This is a genomic window from Leclercia adecarboxylata (genome assembly GCF_006874705.1).
Taxonomy (GTDB): Bacteria; Pseudomonadota; Gammaproteobacteria; order Enterobacterales; family Enterobacteriaceae; genus Enterobacter; species Enterobacter adecarboxylatus_C.
In genome coordinates this window covers 2,323,015-2,336,424 of the sequence record NZ_CP035382.1, presented here as the reverse complement: position 1 = coordinate 2,336,424, position 13,410 = coordinate 2,323,015, and the positions used below count along the sequence as shown (strand labels likewise).

Sequence of the window (13,410 nt, the reverse complement as noted above, 5' to 3'; positions counted from 1 at the left end):
CCCTGTGGAGAGGGTTAGGGTGAGGGATAGTTTTACTTCACCAGCTTCTTCGTCATTTCCAGCAGCGTACGCACGTCTTCCGGGCGCGTGTCGCCGCTGGCTTTGTCGATGATCGAGCTGTAGATATGCGGAATGATCTTGCTCACACCCGCATCCAGGGCGATCTGCAGGATCGCTTCATAGTTCTCCAGATCGATTCCCCCGGTCGGCTCCAGCCAGAAGTCGTGACGGACGCAGGCTTCCGCCACCGCTTTGTATTCGTCACGACATTTCAGGCCGCCCATCGGGAAGTATTTGATCGAGCTGCCACCGAAATCCTTCAGCAGGGCAATGGCGGTTTCCACCGGGACGATGCCGTCCGGTGCCGCGCTGCTCAGCGGGCCGGTGGAGATTTTCACCATCCCGACGGTGCCGGTCGGGGAGACCAGGCCGTTAACCACGGACTCGCTCTGCCCCAGCAGCGCGCGGCTGGTAGCCACCCCGGTGAAGACCTGGTTGACGTGCTGCGGCTGCACCTGGCGGGAGATTTCGCTCACCATCGCCGACTGGTTCGGATCCCCCGCCCCCAGGCCCACGGAGAGGGCGTTATCGATCAGGGCTGCGTACTCGCGCATGTCCGCCACGGCGCTGTCCACGTCCGGGTAGTTTTTGGAGAGCACACCCACCAGCACATGGCCTTCTGCCGCTTCATAGATGGCGCTGGCGTTGGCTTTGGATCCGGCCAGCACGTTCAGACACACGCGGTCGCGGTAAAAATTGGGGGTCAGTTTCATGCCTTTTTCTCCTGGCCTAATACTTCGCTGATGCGGCGATAGACGATATTCAGTTGGTCTGCGCTGACGCTGCGCACGTCGGCTTCGATAATCCCTTCGTTAGCTTTGTAGCCACGGAAGTAGATAGCGTATTCGCCCTGCTTCAGGGCATGCACCAGGTCGCCGGTGCCGACACCGGTAGTGGCTTCGTCAAACTTAATCTCGGTGCGGGCGATATCGCGACCCGCGCTGTCCCAGACCACGCGCGCGGTGACGCCGTTCAGGGTGTTGAGCGCGTCGATAAACGGCGTCATCTTCGCCACCATTTCCGCACCGCTCTCTTTAGTCGCCGTCAGGTAGTGTTCGATGGCGCAGGTCAGGCCCAGAATGCCCTCTTTACCCACCTTCATGGCGCGGCCAATGCCTGCCGTCTGACGCTTGACCCACTCGACGTACTGGGTTCTGCCGATCACCAGGCCGCTGGTTGGCCCTTCGATGGCCTTCGCGCCGCTGTAGATCACCAGGTCCGCGCCGGAGCGGTAGTAAGCGTGCAGATCTTCTTCTGCCGCCGCGTCGACGATCAGCGGCAGGTCGTGTTTACGCGCCACCACTGCCGCCTGCTCCACGCTGAGCATGCTCTTCTGCACGCAGTGGTGGGATTTGATATAGAGGATTGCCGCAGTGCGCGGGGTGATCGCCGCCGCCAGCTGATCGGCGGAGCATTCGTTGGCGTAACCGGCTTCCACCAGCCTGCCGCCGCCCAGCGCCACCATGGTGCCCACCGGGGCGCCAAAGTTAACGTTGTGGCCTTTCGGCAGGACAATCTCGTTGTTCTCAATCGGGGTGACGTGCAGGTTCTCCAGCAGCCAGTCGCTCTCTTTCACCAGCACCGCCGCCACCGACTGGGCAATGCCCGCCGAGGCGCAGGAGACGACGGTCGCCCCTTCCACATCCAGCAGCTTCGCGATGTACTCGCCGGTTTTGTTGACCAGATCCTTCATCTCGAAGTACTGGTTCATGCCGTCCATCGCCGCCTGCACCACTTCCGGGCGCGGGGTGGAGACGCCGAGCGCCGTCATGCGCCCGGAGGTGTTAATCACTTGTTTTAAATTATATTTCTCAAAAATTGAAGGCATGTTCCGTGCTCCCTTGTTCGGTCATGTAGCCCTTGCCCGCGCGGATCGCGGCAAGCGGCACCAGAATGTGTTCAGCCTGCAGGCTGTCGTTTTCCGCATCCGTCAGCACGGTTGGCTGGCGTTTAATCGTAAACAGCGTCAGGTCGGCGTCGAGACCTGGCTGAATGCGGCCTTTATGGGCCAGGCGCAGGCCGTCGGCGGCGTTGGCGGTCACGCACTCGATCACCTGCGGCAGCGACATGCCGATGGCGAGAAACTTCGACATCACGCTCGAAAGCGAGCCTACAGGGCCGTTGATGCGGTTGCGGCAGTAGATATCCGAGCTGATGGTGTGCGGCAGAATGCCCATCGCGATGGCGCGTTTCGCCACCTCAAAGCTGAAGCTCGCGGTGCCGTGGCCGACGTCCAGACGCACGCCGCGCTTCAGGGCGTTGGTGACGGAGGCGCGCAGTTCCCCGGAGGGGGTCAGAATGCGGTTCGGTTTGCCGTTGTAGCAGTGGGTGATGATATCGCCGGAACTCAGCAGGTCGGCGATTTCGTCGAGATTCGGCGGGTTGTTGCCGATGTGTACCATCAGAGGCAGATCGCCGTTCTCTTTCTGGATCGTTTTGGCGCGCTCCAGCGGCGTAATGCCGTTCTCACCGACCACGCTGCTGCTCATGCGCGCTTTCAGGCCGACGATAAAATTCGGGTGGCGTTGTACCGCCTGCTTCACCGCGTCAGCGTCGATGTTGGCCATGTTGGCCAGTTCGTTCTGGGCAATCAGCCCCACGCGGGAGATGTTCAGCAGGGCAAATACCTCGGTGGAGGCCTTACGGGTGATGGCGCAGAAGTCGTCCACGTCATCCGCCCCGGTGCTGCCGGCGTCCACTACCGAGGTGACGCCGGTGGCAATGCCCACGCTGTCCGGCTCGTCGTGGTAAATCGGGGAGTTCGGGTAGCAGTGGACGTGGGAGTCAATCCAGCCTGCGCTGACAAACACTTCGCCGTTCAGCTCCACCGTTTTTTGGGCAGGCGCGGCGATGTTGCCCACCGCTGCGATCTTCCCGTCCTGAATGGCGATATCGGTCAGGGTATCGTCGGTGAGGCGCGCGCGGCGCAGGAGTAAATCAAACATGGGGTTCTCCTGATAAGGCGGGCGCCTGAGCGCCCGCGGGTATTAAAGGGCGACCGGGAACAGCCAGCCCAACAGCATCGCACCGAGGATGGCGCCACCGGTAATCGGCTTCTGCCAGATGTAGAACAGCAGGGCGCCTAACAGGGAACCGATGCCGATGGGAATCGACGCGGTCATCGCGCTGAGGATAATCAACGGCCCGAGGAAGCGGCCGGAGGCGTTACCCGCCCCCATCATCACGTCAGCCCCGTAGGTGGAGTTGCTCTGATTGATGGTGAACTTACGTGCCAGGATGATGATGTAACCAATCGCCAGGCCAATAATCAGGCCGGTCGCCAGCGAGGCGATAAAGTTGGTCACCGGGAACATGATGCCCGCCCCCAGCAAGAGCGCCGGAACGCCGAGGCCCACCCCGGTCTGGATCGCCCCGCCGATATCGAGGATCCCCACCAGGGAGCCTTCGATAATACGGGCAAACAGGAAGCTGGCGCCGAACGCCGCCACCGCGCCGTAGGCACCGGTATCGATACCCGCTTTCAGCATCGCCACGAAGGCCACTTCGTTAAAAGCGCCGATACCGTAGAGGTAGTACATGTGCGTCCCGGCGAACACGCCGGAGGAGAGCAGGCCAACGAAGATCGGGAACGACCAGTCGGCATACCAAAAACCTTTATTCTGTTCCATTTAGAGGCTCCTGTTACTTGCCGCTGAGCGAGTTGTGGATCATGTCGAGCCAGTTCGGCACGGTCAGATGGAAGGATTCAATCATCTTCATGTCGAAGCCGCGGAAGAAGCCGCTCAGCACGAACAGCGCGACGATGGCGACCATCATCACTTTGGTGACGTGGTTCCAGCCGCTCTCTTCCACGCCTTTACCGATCAGGATCCCCAGCACCAGGCCCGGTACGGCGTTACCCATAATCAGCTGCGCCGCGCCGCCAAAGACGGTGGCCCAGAAGCCCGATTTTTTACCCGCATCGATAGCCGCCAGCCAGAAGATCACCGGCATCACGGTGTTCACCAGCAGGTTAGCGGCAGGTACCAGCACCTTCACGGCGGTCACCTGAAGCGCAGCAGGAACGGACGACGCGGTGAGGTTCAGGAAGGTGACGACAATCATGCCGATCACGCCGCAGGCGATCGCCATTTTGCGGGGATCGTGCAGCGTCTCGCCGACGTTGCGGTTTTTGATCATCAGCGCCGCGGCACCCCAGTTCGGGATGATGCGGTGGTCAACGTCCTGGGTGAAGGAGCCCGCCGCAACCGACGAAGCCCAGGCGTTGAAGAAGAAGCCTAACCCAAAGGAGAAGTGAGACGCTGGGTCTCCCTCACAGGAGTTCAGCTCCCCCAACGTACGAAACGCGCCCATACCCTGTGTGGTAGGCGCATGAAACATGCGTGCAGCCCCGGCGCCCACGCCGACGCCAACCAGGCCGCCGATGATGAGCGATTTTATTAAAATTATCAGGAACATTAGTCTGCCCTATTAGTAAGAATCAGCGTTGCGTGACAAAGTCCACCTGGTCCAGATTGATGGCAGTCACGTTGACGGTCACGTCCAGCTCCACGCTGTAGGTGCGTCTTTCCCGGCGCAAAAAGAAGAACAGAAACGCCTCTTTACGCACCGCTTCTTGCGCCTGAACAACCTGCACATCCTGTGGCTCAATACGCAGTAAGATATGCGGCGATGCTCTCATCACCGCGGCCTGAACGTGGTTCAGCGCGTCGGCAAAGGCGCGCGCTTTGGCGTCACCCTTGCCTTTCACTCTCACCGTGGTGGTGAACTGTTCTTTCATGCTTATGCGCCGTGCTTCTTCTGCCACGCCTGTACCAGACGCTCGCCCAGCTCTTCTTTATCCATAAAGCCAAAGCCCAGCACGTTGCAGCCTTCGTTGATGGCGGTAACGCCCTCTTCCACGGAACGCATGCCGTACTTGGCTTTGTAGCCATATTTGGTCTGAGCGGTGATGGCACCCGCGCCGCCGCTGCCGCAGAAGGAGATGCCGAAGGTGGCGTTTTCCGCCTTCATCACGTCACCCAGCTTCATGTCCGCCGCCACGCCTGGTACCACCACTGCGCGGCCGCCCGCTTTTTCAACGCCTGCTGCAACCTTCTGACCTTTACCCAGGCGATCGCCGATAACGACTGTAATTTGTTCCATGATGTGCTCCTTAAAGGTTGTCTTTTGCGACTTCAAAGTGGACGGAGAGCAGCCAGGCTTCTTCATCAGGAAGGTTGCCAAACTGCGCCACGACTTCGCGGGCAAGCCGCATTGATTCAGGTGAAATTTCGTCGAACAGGTCAGCCTCGACCTCCGGCAGCGGCTCGCCGGTCACCGACCGGTGCGCCATGGCGCGAACGTGGGAGGTCAGCATCTGCTCCTGAACGGCATTGGGGATAATGTGGTGATGACTAAGCAGCGTGAAGGTCTGCTTGAGCATGGTGTCGGCCAGCTGTTCAGTTTGCGCCGCCTGGTCTCCAGTGTCGTTTATTACCGTTCCGTTAATCACTCGTCTTACCCCGTTATTGGCTCTGGGATAAAACTAACGCCCGCTGTTATGGGTTTGTAGCGAGTTGTTTTCCACTTCGAAGTGGAAAGGAGAGCGGCGCCAGTGATCTGTGCCACATAATTGCGCTGAATGATGATTTTTCGCTGGTCTAACGTGATGAATATCACGCTCCTGAGCGGGTAAAGCGGGGTTGTGGAAGTGAAAAAGTTTACGAGCAGACTCGTAGAAATGTGAGCTGGATAAGGTTTTCTTATGCGGATTGGGTAGAGTGGCCGTGGGTGCTTGAGACTGACCGTCTCATGCATGGGACGGGAAGTGGAAAGCCCCACCTGAATAAAAATCAGGGATGGGGCCCGAAACGACACGTCCTGACACGTGAAGTTCGCTGCCTTACCCGCTTAAAAAGCAAGGAGGCATCCATGAAACGCAGAGATCCCAGTATCGGGGTTTTGATGATTATTTCTTTGACAATAATCATCTTAACGCTGGTGACGCGGAAGACACTGTGCGAGATCCGTTTTCGAAACGGTTCGCTTGAAGTGATTGCGCAAATGGACTGTCGCTCCGGATCGTAGGGAGCAAACATGCGGAGGCGTTTAGTACGCCTCCGCAACACGGGGAGAGGACGTGCGGCTCAGGCACCCATTAACGGTATTTTTTGTGATAAGTATTGCGCGTGGTGACAAACCCGTCGGCTGCCGCCTGCGCCTCTTTCACTTTGCCTTCGTTGGCCAGCTTCAGCGCGCCGTCAATCTGCCCGACCAGCGTCTCCAGACCGTGACGGTAATCTTTCATCTCGGCGCTGTCTTCCGCTTTGCCTTCCAGCTTCGGCGGGGTCTCTTTTTGCGCATCTACCGCAGCAGCACGCATTTTGGTCAGGGCGCCTTTCATCTCCGCCGCATTGTCCGTTTTCTGCACCACCTTCAGGTTTTCGCTGAGGGTGTCCATATTGTCTTCCAGGTCGGCAAACACCGACGAACTCAATACCAGCGTTGAGGCTGCGAGGATGGCTAACAGGTTTTTACGCATTGCTCACTTCCTTTTTTATTATCAAAAAAAAGCGCACCGGAGTGCGCTTGAGTGTTACTGGCCGGCGATCTTCATCTCCGGCAACAGCACCGATCCGCACTGGATATTGCTGCGGGTTTCAATATCGTTACCCACCGTCACGATATTGCGCCACATATCCTTTAAGTTGCCGGCGATGGTAATTTCGCTCACCGGATACTGAATTTCACCGTTCTCGACCCAGAAGCCGGACGCCCCGCGCGAGTAGTCGCCGGTGACGCCGCTGACGCCCTGGCCCATCAACTCGGTCACTACCAGCCCGGTGCCCATCTCTTTCAGCATCTGCTCAAAGCTCAGGCCGCGGCCAGGGATCCGCCAGTTGTGGATGCCGCCCGCATGGCCGGTGCTTTGCAGCCCCAGTTTGCGCGCGGAGTAGCTGGTCAGCAGCCACTGTGTCAGGATGCCGTCTTTGATGATATCGCGACGCTCCGTGCGCACGCCTTCGCTGTCGAACGGCGTGGAGGCCAGCCCTTTCAGCAGGTGCGGATGCTCTTCAATGGTCAGCCATTCCGGCAGGATCTGCGTGCCCAGCGCGTCGAGCAGGAAGGTCGACTTACGGTATACCGCCCCACCGGCAATAGCGCCCACCAGATGCCCGAACAGCCCGGTCGCCACTTCATTGGCAAAGATCACCGGTGCTTTCATGGTAGACAGTTTTCGTGGAGCGAGGCGGGACAATGTGCGTTTTGCGCACTCCATCCCAACCCACTCCGGCGACTGAAGATCGCCCAGCGCGCGGCCAATGGTGTAGGCGTAATCGCGCTCCATGTCGCCATTCTCTTCGGCGATGACGCAGCTGGAGAGCGAGTGACGGGTGGAGCTGTAGCCCTGCAGCATACCGTGGCTGTTGCCAAAAACTTTGATGCCGTAGTGGCTGTTAAAGCTGCCGCCTTCGGTGTTGGTGATGCGCTTATCGGCGTTAAGGGAGGCTTGTTCCGCGCGAGCCGCGAACTCAATGGCTTCGTCAGGGGTCACTTCTGCCGGGTGGAACAGATCCAGATCCGGGGCCTCAAAAGCCAGCAATTCGCGGTCTGCGACGCCTGCGTAAGGATCCGGCGAGGTGTAGGCGGCGATATCCAGCGCCGCCTGCACGGTACGCGCTATGGCGTCCGGGCTGAGGTCGGTGGAGGAGGCACTGCCTTTACGGTTCTGGTGATAAACAGTAATCCCTAACGCGCCATCGCTATTAAATTCAACGGTTTCCACCTCGCCATAGCGGGTGCTGACGCTCAGACCAGTGGTTTTGCTGACGGCGACTTCTGCCCCGTCGGATTTCGCTGACGCCAGCTCCAGAGCCATGGAGACGGCCTCTTCCAGTGCTTTACGCTGCGCTGCAACTTGTGAGATCACTTTCATCGTAAATGCCATAATGTAAGGTGTAGTTAGCTGAAGTCTATCAGAGAACCGTTTCTCAGTACGCGCCTAAACTGGTAAGATTAGCCTCTTTTTTTAAGGAGCCTGACATGACTAAGCAGCCCGAAGACTGGCTCGACGACGTTCCCGGTGATGACATCGAAGACGAAGATGATGAGATCATCTGGGTCAGTAAAAGTGAAATTAAACGCGACGCCGAAGAGTTAAAACAGCTTGGTGCGGAAATGGTAGAGCTGGGCAAAAACGCGCTGGATAAAATCCCGCTCGACCCCGATCTGCGTGCCGCCATCGAACTGGCACAACGCATCAAGAAAGAGGGCCGCCGTCGCCAGCTTCAGTTGATTGGTAAAATGCTGCGCCAGCGCGATGTAGAACCCATTCGCCAGGCGCTGGACAAGCTGAAAAACCGCCACAACCAGCAGGTTGCCCTGTTCCATAAGCTGGAGCAGATCCGCGATCGCCTGATTGATAATGGCGATGACGCCCTGGCGGAGGTGCTGAACCTGTGGCCGGACGCCGATCGCCAGCAGCTGCGAACGCTTATCCGTAATGCGAAGAAAGAGAAAGAAGGGAATAAGCCGCCGAAGTCTGCGCGTCTGATCTTCCAGTATCTGCGCGAACTGGCAGAAGCCGAAGGTTAATATCGTGCATGCTGTTTGCCGGATGGCGGCGTAAACGCCTTATCCGGCCTACAAAAGCGTGCGAATTGCAGGCCCGGTAAGCGTTAGCGCCACCGGGCTTTTTTATTACTCTGCGACTTCCGCTTTCTTCGCCAGACCGTCCAGCAGCTTCTGATGGATGCCACCAAACCCGCCGTTGCTCATCACCAGAATGTGATCCCCCGGCTGCGCGGTCTTCACCACCATCTCCGCTAACGTATCCACATCGGCACTCCAGTGCGCAGGCTGGATGCAGGCTTCAGCCACTTCCGCCACCTGCCAGGGAATATGCTGCGGCTGCAGGAGGAAGACTTCATCGGCACGGCCTAACGACGGGGCCAGGTCATCTTTGCAGACGCCCATTTTCATGGTGTTGGAGCGCGGTTCCAGGACGGCCAGAATGCGTGCCGTGCCGCCCACTTTGCCGCGCAGCGCCGCCAGCGTCGCGAGGATCGCCGTCGGGTGATGGGCAAAATCGTCATACACCGTCACGCCATTCGCTTCGCCGCGCAGTTCCAGGCGGCGACGGGCGTTGATAAACGATCCCAGCGCATGAGCCGCATCGGCAGGCAGCACGCCCACATGACGGGCCGCGGCAATCGCCATCAGGCCGTTATGCATGTTGTGTTCGCCTACCAGCGCCCAGTGTACTTCCCCAACTTTTTCGCCATCCAGCAGAACTTCCCACTGGGAGGCATCGTTGGTGAGCTTTTTCGCCTGCCAGTGGCCCTGCTCGCCCACCAGCTCCTGCTCGCTCCAGCATCCCATCGCCAGGGTCTGCTTCAGGTTGATGTCGTTTTCCGGCAGGATAATACGTCCCTGACCCGGCACGATGCGCACCAGGTGGTGGAACTGCTTCTGAATCGCTTTCAGGTCGTCAAAGATGTCCGCGTGATCGAACTCAAGGTTATTGAGGATCAGCGTCCGCGGGCAGTAGTGGACAAATTTAGAGCGTTTGTCAAAGAAGGCGCAGTCATATTCATCCGCCTCAATGACAAAGAACGGGCTGTCGCCCAGGCGGGCAGAAACCTCGAAATTCCCCGGTACGCCACCGATCACGAAGCCCGGCTTGTAGCCGCAGGCCTCAAGGATCCAGGTCGCCATCCCGGCGGTGGTGGTTTTGCCATGAGTACCGGCAACGGCCACAACCCAGCGATCGCGCAGCACAAAGTCGTGCAGCCACTGCGGGCCCGACATGTAGGGAATATTCTTTTCCAGCACGGCTTCTACGCAGGGGTTGCCACGGGTCATGGCGTTACCGATGATCACCAGATCCGGCTGCGGATCGAGCTGGCTGGCGTCGTAACCCTCAATAAGTGAGATGCCCTGGTTTTCCAGCAGCGTGCTCATCGGCGGATACACATTGGCGTCCGAACCTGTCACTTCATGGCCAAGAGCGCGCGCCAGCATAGCCAGGCCGCCCATGAAAGTGCCACAAATCCCCAATATATGAATGCGCATACGTCACTATCCTTCTTCAATGTGGCGCACATTTTACGCATATGTCAGCAGCAGAGAAACGCATTTCAGGAAAATCTGTACTCAGCTGGCGCGATTCACCTCTGCGCGAAGATTTGAAAGTTTGTTAAGATTGTTGGGCATCAACAACTTTACTCAACATCCAATGCAGGGAAGGTGTTATGAAAACGTTAGGTGAATTTATTGTCGAAAAGCAGCACGAGTTCTCGCATGCTACCGGTGAGCTCACTGCTTTGTTGTCGGCAATAAAGCTGGGCGCCAAGATCATCCATCGCGATATCAACAAGGCCGGTCTGGTCGATATCCTGGGTGCCAGCGGTGCTGAAAACGTGCAGGGCGAAGTTCAACAGAAACTCGATCTGTTCGCGAACGAAAAACTGAAAGCTGCACTGCGCGCACGCGACATCGTTGCGGGGATCGCCTCGGAAGAAGAAGACGAAATCGTCGTCTTTGAAGGGTGTGAACATGCAAAATATGTCGTTCTGATGGATCCGCTGGATGGCTCCTCCAACATCGACGTTAACGTCTCTGTCGGCACGATTTTCTCCATTTACCGCCGGGTCACCCCTGTCGGCACCCCGGTAACCGAAGAAGATTTCCTGCAGCCGGGCAACAAGCAGGTCGCGGCGGGCTATGTGGTTTACGGCTCCTCCACCATGCTGGTCTACACCACCGGCTGCGGCGTGCATGCCTTTACCTACGATCCGTCACTGGGTGTGTTCTGCCTGTGCCAGGAGCGCATGCGCTATCCGCAGAAAGGCAGCACCTACTCCATCAACGAAGGGAACTACATTAAATTCCCGGCGGGCGTGAAGAAATACATCAAATTCTGCCAGGAAGAGGATAAAGCGACCCAGCGTCCCTACACCTCGCGCTATATCGGCTCCCTGGTGGCGGATTTCCACCGCAACCTGCTGAAAGGCGGGATCTACCTCTATCCAAGCACCGCCAGCCACCCGGAAGGCAAGCTGCGTCTGCTGTACGAGTGCAACCCGATGGCCTTCCTCGCCGAGCAGGCGGGCGGTAAAGCCAGCGACGGTAAAGAGCGGATTATGGATATCATTCCTGAGAGTCTGCACCAGCGCCGTTCGTTCTTCGTCGGCAACGATCATATGGTGGAAGACGTCGAACGCTTAATCCGTGAATACCCGGATGCCTGATTTATTCGATTGATCAAAAGGGGCCATACGGCCCCTTTTTATTGTCGGTATGTTTGACCAAAAGGGGCCGCCCGGCCCCTTTTGTTTTTCCAGTGATTTATACCTTTGTCGGTATAACACTATATAAAAATGCTGCTGTAACCCACCGACTCAATCCGTCATCATTACGGCGTTCAAATAGTGTTCAACGGAAATCAGCAGAAATGAAAAATCTCTCTCGCTCATCCACTGGTATCGACCTCAATCTGATTCCGGTATTTATTGAAGTCGTCAGGTGCGGGAGCATGGCCAAAGCCTCTTTACGTCTTGATATGTCCAGACCGGCCGTGAGCCTGGCGCTGAAACGCTTTGGGATGCTGTTTAATGAGCCGCTGTTTACCCGCAAAGGCCTGTTTCTTGAGCCAACGCCCTATGCGCTGCATCTGACCGCCGAGATGGAAAAGCTGCTGGGCTTGATCCACGACCATATCGCCAGCGCGCCGTCCGCCGGAGAGAGCATCCCGACGCCAGCGGCGCCGGAACGCGATGACGCTATGCCTGTTGCGTCGACAGTTTAAACGACGACATCGCCTCGATAAGCTCGCGTGATTGCTCTTCCAGCGAGCGCGTCGCGGCGGAAGACTGCTGGACCAGAGCCGCGTTTTGTTGCGCGGTTTCGTCCATCTGATTGACCGCAATATTCACCTGCTCAATACCCCGGCTCTGCTCGTGCGACGCGTTGGCAATCTCACGCATCAGGCGGGTCATGCGCATCACTTCGGTGGCGATCTCATCCATGGTTTCACCCGCCTGCTGGGCCAGATCGCTGCCTTCACTGACGTGTGACTGCGAATCACTAATCAGGGTGCGGATCTCTTTTGCCGCATCGGCGCTGCGGCTGGCGAGGATACGCACTTCACCGGCCACCACCGCAAAACCACGACCCTGCTCACCCGCGCGGGCCGCTTCTACCGAGGCGTTCAGCGCCAGGATATTGGTCTGGAAGGCTATGCCGTCGATGACGCTAAGAATATCGGCGATGCGGTCGGCGCTGCCGGAGATGTCGCGCATCTTCTCAATCACGTAGCACACCATTTCGCTGCCGCGATCGGCAGTATCAGACATCGTCTTCGCCACCTGGTGTGCCTGCTCGGCGTTGTGGGCGTTCTGTTTCACCGTGGCGGTGAGTTCTTCCATGCTGGCCGCGGTCTGCTCCAGCGAGGTAGCGGTCGACTCCGTACGCTGGGCCAGGTGCATGTTGCCGGCGGTCAGCTCCCGGCTGCCGGTATCGATCTGCGAACTGGCATCGCGCACGCGCAGTACCGAGCCCATCAGCGACTGGCGCATCTCTTCGATGGCGGCATTCAGGCGGTTAAACTCCTGGCTGGCGGGTGCGCTGAGGGCGTGGGTCAGATCGCCGGCCGCCACGTGCTCAAGCTGGGCGATAGAGGTGGAGAGCGGCTTCAGCAGCATATGACGCAGGGCCAGCCAGGCCAGCACAATGATGCCCGCGGTCAGCAGCGCGGCGACGATAATCAGCAGCATCACCCGCTCTTTGCTGGCCTGCACCGCCGCCACTTCGGCTTTACCGCGGCTGTCGCTCCAGGCCTGGAAAGCCTGCATGTCGTTATCAAACTGACGCGCCACCGGCACCAGGTGGTTCTCCAGCAGATCGTAATAGGCATCGGCGCTCTGCTCTTTCAGCGCGTTCTGCATCGGCACGATCCCCTGGGCGTTATAGGCCGCAAGGCTCGCCGCAACCTTCTTCAGCAGTTGCTCGCCTTCGGGATCCTTTACTCCGCCATCGATCACGTTTTTCAGCGTGGTTTGTGCCTGAGTGATTTCGTCATTGATGTTCTTCACCGATTTGGCGGCATCATCCAGCAGGCCGACCTCCATCATGCGCACGGCCTGCCCCGCCTCGTTGCGCGCGCGCAGGATCAGGGTGTAGCCCGAATTGAGCTGCACCAGCTGCTCGCCCTGAAGATGATTAATGCGCTGCAGTGAAGCGGAACTCTGCGTGAGGGCATAAATGCCAATACCGCTGACGAGCAGCAGCAGGAGGGTCATGACGGCCAGTAACGAAAGCAAGCCGGTACGAATCGATAGCGTTTTAAGCATGATGTTATTTCCGGTAGCGAGATAAATCTGGACAGAATTAAAGGTTATCGGCCGC

16 protein-coding genes are annotated in these 13,410 nt (G+C 58.3%); 4 read left to right on the top strand and 12 right to left on the bottom strand.

Annotation, left to right across the window (positions count from 1 at the left end; translation table 11 throughout):
* Positions 1-32: 32 nt before the first annotated feature.
* Genes dagF through ES815_RS12105 form a run of 8 tightly spaced genes read right to left on the bottom strand, consistent with a single transcriptional unit; the run spans position 33 to position 5,515 of the window.
* Positions 33-773 (bottom strand): 2-dehydro-3-deoxy-phosphogluconate aldolase, encoded by a 741-nt coding sequence (gene dagF / locus ES815_RS12140; RefSeq protein ID WP_142488008.1) that lies wholly within the window; start codon positions 771-773, stop codon positions 33-35.
* Entirely contained in the window at positions 770-1,888 is a 1,119-nt protein-coding gene (locus ES815_RS12135; protein ID WP_142488007.1) for a DgaE family pyridoxal phosphate-dependent ammonia lyase, read from the bottom strand. Before ES815_RS12135 ends, dagF begins: the two co-directional genes overlap by 4 nt.
* Positions 1,872-3,005, bottom strand: a complete 1,134-nt coding sequence (locus tag ES815_RS12130; RefSeq protein WP_142488006.1) for an amidohydrolase/deacetylase family metallohydrolase — start codon at positions 3,003-3,005, stop codon at positions 1,872-1,874. Before ES815_RS12130 ends, ES815_RS12135 begins: the two co-directional genes overlap by 17 nt.
* A 42-nt stretch (positions 3,006-3,047) precedes the next feature.
* A complete protein-coding gene (locus ES815_RS12125) occupies positions 3,048-3,689 on the bottom strand; it encodes a DUF4310 family protein (RefSeq protein ID WP_142488005.1) in 642 nt (213 codons plus the stop codon).
* Between the two features lie 13 nt (positions 3,690-3,702).
* Positions 3,703-4,479 carry a DUF4311 domain-containing protein gene (locus ES815_RS12120; RefSeq protein ID WP_142488004.1) on the bottom strand — a complete coding sequence of 259 codons (777 nt, stop codon included), beginning with the start codon at positions 4,477-4,479 and terminating at the stop codon, positions 3,703-3,705.
* Between the two features lie 22 nt (positions 4,480-4,501).
* Entirely contained in the window at positions 4,502-4,801 is a 300-nt protein-coding gene (locus ES815_RS12115; RefSeq protein WP_142488003.1) for a DUF4312 family protein, read from the bottom strand.
* Between the two features lie 2 nt (positions 4,802-4,803).
* Complete coding sequence (locus ES815_RS12110; RefSeq protein ID WP_002437459.1) at positions 4,804-5,166, bottom strand: SFCGS family glycine-rich protein; 363 nt, start codon at positions 5,164-5,166, stop codon at positions 4,804-4,806.
* Positions 5,167-5,176: 10 nt separating this feature from the next.
* Positions 5,177-5,515 carry a glycine dehydrogenase gene (locus ES815_RS12105; RefSeq protein ID WP_106994092.1) on the bottom strand — a complete coding sequence of 113 codons (339 nt, stop codon included), beginning with the start codon at positions 5,513-5,515 and terminating at the stop codon, positions 5,177-5,179.
* 299 nt (positions 5,516-5,814) lie between these two features.
* On the opposite strand from ES815_RS12105, the gene ES815_RS24060 reads away from it, so the two are divergent.
* Positions 5,815-6,090 (top strand): Hok/Gef family protein, encoded by a 276-nt coding sequence (locus ES815_RS24060; RefSeq protein WP_312845928.1) that lies wholly within the window; start codon positions 5,815-5,817, stop codon positions 6,088-6,090.
* 70 nt (positions 6,091-6,160) lie between these two features.
* Here the strand turns inward: ES815_RS24060 and cybC are convergent, their stop codons facing one another.
* Together cybC and pmbA are read right to left on the bottom strand one after the other, a co-directional pair.
* Positions 6,161-6,544 carry a cytochrome b562 gene (cybC, locus tag ES815_RS12095; RefSeq protein WP_142488001.1) on the bottom strand — a complete coding sequence of 128 codons (384 nt, stop codon included), beginning with the start codon at positions 6,542-6,544 and terminating at the stop codon, positions 6,161-6,163.
* A gap of 54 nt (positions 6,545-6,598) precedes the next feature.
* Positions 6,599-7,951 carry a metalloprotease PmbA gene (gene pmbA, locus ES815_RS12090; protein ID WP_142488000.1) on the bottom strand — a complete coding sequence of 451 codons (1,353 nt, stop codon included), beginning with the start codon at positions 7,949-7,951 and terminating at the stop codon, positions 6,599-6,601.
* Positions 7,952-8,046: 95 nt separating this feature from the next.
* On the opposite strand from pmbA, the gene yjgA reads away from it, so the two are divergent.
* Positions 8,047-8,598: a ribosome biogenesis factor YjgA gene (yjgA, locus tag ES815_RS12085; protein WP_142487999.1), complete on the top strand. Its 552-nt coding sequence runs from the start codon at positions 8,047-8,049 to the stop codon at positions 8,596-8,598.
* Between the two features lie 105 nt (positions 8,599-8,703).
* Here yjgA and mpl read toward each other — a convergent pair whose 3' ends face one another.
* Positions 8,704-10,077, bottom strand: coding sequence for a UDP-N-acetylmuramate:L-alanyl-gamma-D-glutamyl-meso-diaminopimelate ligase (gene mpl / locus ES815_RS12080; protein ID WP_142487998.1), 1,374 nt, complete (start codon positions 10,075-10,077; stop codon positions 8,704-8,706).
* Positions 10,078-10,256: 179 nt separating this feature from the next.
* On the opposite strand from mpl, the gene fbp reads away from it, so the two are divergent.
* Positions 10,257-11,255 carry a class 1 fructose-bisphosphatase gene (fbp, locus tag ES815_RS12075; RefSeq protein WP_032616238.1) on the top strand — a complete coding sequence of 333 codons (999 nt, stop codon included), beginning with the start codon at positions 10,257-10,259 and terminating at the stop codon, positions 11,253-11,255.
* A gap of 203 nt (positions 11,256-11,458) precedes the next feature.
* Positions 11,459-11,812 carry a LysR family transcriptional regulator gene (locus tag ES815_RS12070; protein WP_142487997.1) on the top strand — a complete coding sequence of 118 codons (354 nt, stop codon included), beginning with the start codon at positions 11,459-11,461 and terminating at the stop codon, positions 11,810-11,812.
* Here the strand turns inward: ES815_RS12070 and ES815_RS12065 are convergent.
* Complete coding sequence (locus ES815_RS12065; RefSeq protein ID WP_142487996.1) at positions 11,787-13,355, bottom strand: methyl-accepting chemotaxis protein; 1,569 nt, start codon at positions 13,353-13,355, stop codon at positions 11,787-11,789. The genes ES815_RS12070 and ES815_RS12065 overlap by 26 nt on opposite strands.
* Between the last annotated feature and the right edge of the window lie 55 nt (positions 13,356-13,410).

Excerpts from the sequence above, each read along its gene's own strand:
- dagF (WP_142488008.1), bottom strand. The coding sequence starts at position 773 with ATGAAACTGACCCCCAATTTTTACCGCGACCGCGTGTGTCTGAACGTG.
- ES815_RS12135 (WP_142488007.1), bottom strand. The coding sequence starts at position 1,888 with ATGCCTTCAATTTTTGAGAAATATAATTTAAAACAAGTGATTAACACC.
- ES815_RS12130 (WP_142488006.1), bottom strand. The coding sequence starts at position 3,005 with ATGTTTGATTTACTCCTGCGCCGCGCGCGCCTCACCGACGATACCCTG.
- ES815_RS12125 (WP_142488005.1), bottom strand. The coding sequence starts at position 3,689 with ATGGAACAGAATAAAGGTTTTTGGTATGCCGACTGGTCGTTCCCGATC.
- ES815_RS12120 (WP_142488004.1), bottom strand. The coding sequence starts at position 4,479 with ATGTTCCTGATAATTTTAATAAAATCGCTCATCATCGGCGGCCTGGTT.
- ES815_RS12115 (WP_142488003.1), bottom strand. The coding sequence starts at position 4,801 with ATGAAAGAACAGTTCACCACCACGGTGAGAGTGAAAGGCAAGGGTGAC.
- ES815_RS12110 (WP_002437459.1), bottom strand. The coding sequence starts at position 5,166 with ATGGAACAAATTACAGTCGTTATCGGCGATCGCCTGGGTAAAGGTCAG.
- ES815_RS24060 (WP_312845928.1), top strand. The coding sequence starts at position 5,815 with ATGCATGGGACGGGAAGTGGAAAGCCCCACCTGAATAAAAATCAGGGA.
- cybC (WP_142488001.1), bottom strand. The coding sequence starts at position 6,544 with ATGCGTAAAAACCTGTTAGCCATCCTCGCAGCCTCAACGCTGGTATTG.
- pmbA (WP_142488000.1), bottom strand. The coding sequence starts at position 7,951 with ATGGCATTTACGATGAAAGTGATCTCACAAGTTGCAGCGCAGCGTAAA.
- yjgA (WP_142487999.1), top strand. The coding sequence starts at position 8,047 with ATGACTAAGCAGCCCGAAGACTGGCTCGACGACGTTCCCGGTGATGAC.
- mpl (WP_142487998.1), bottom strand. The coding sequence starts at position 10,077 with ATGCGCATTCATATATTGGGGATTTGTGGCACTTTCATGGGCGGCCTG.
- fbp (WP_032616238.1), top strand. The coding sequence starts at position 10,257 with ATGAAAACGTTAGGTGAATTTATTGTCGAAAAGCAGCACGAGTTCTCG.
- ES815_RS12070 (WP_142487997.1), top strand. The coding sequence starts at position 11,459 with ATGAAAAATCTCTCTCGCTCATCCACTGGTATCGACCTCAATCTGATT.
- ES815_RS12065 (WP_142487996.1), bottom strand. The coding sequence starts at position 13,355 with ATGCTTAAAACGCTATCGATTCGTACCGGCTTGCTTTCGTTACTGGCC.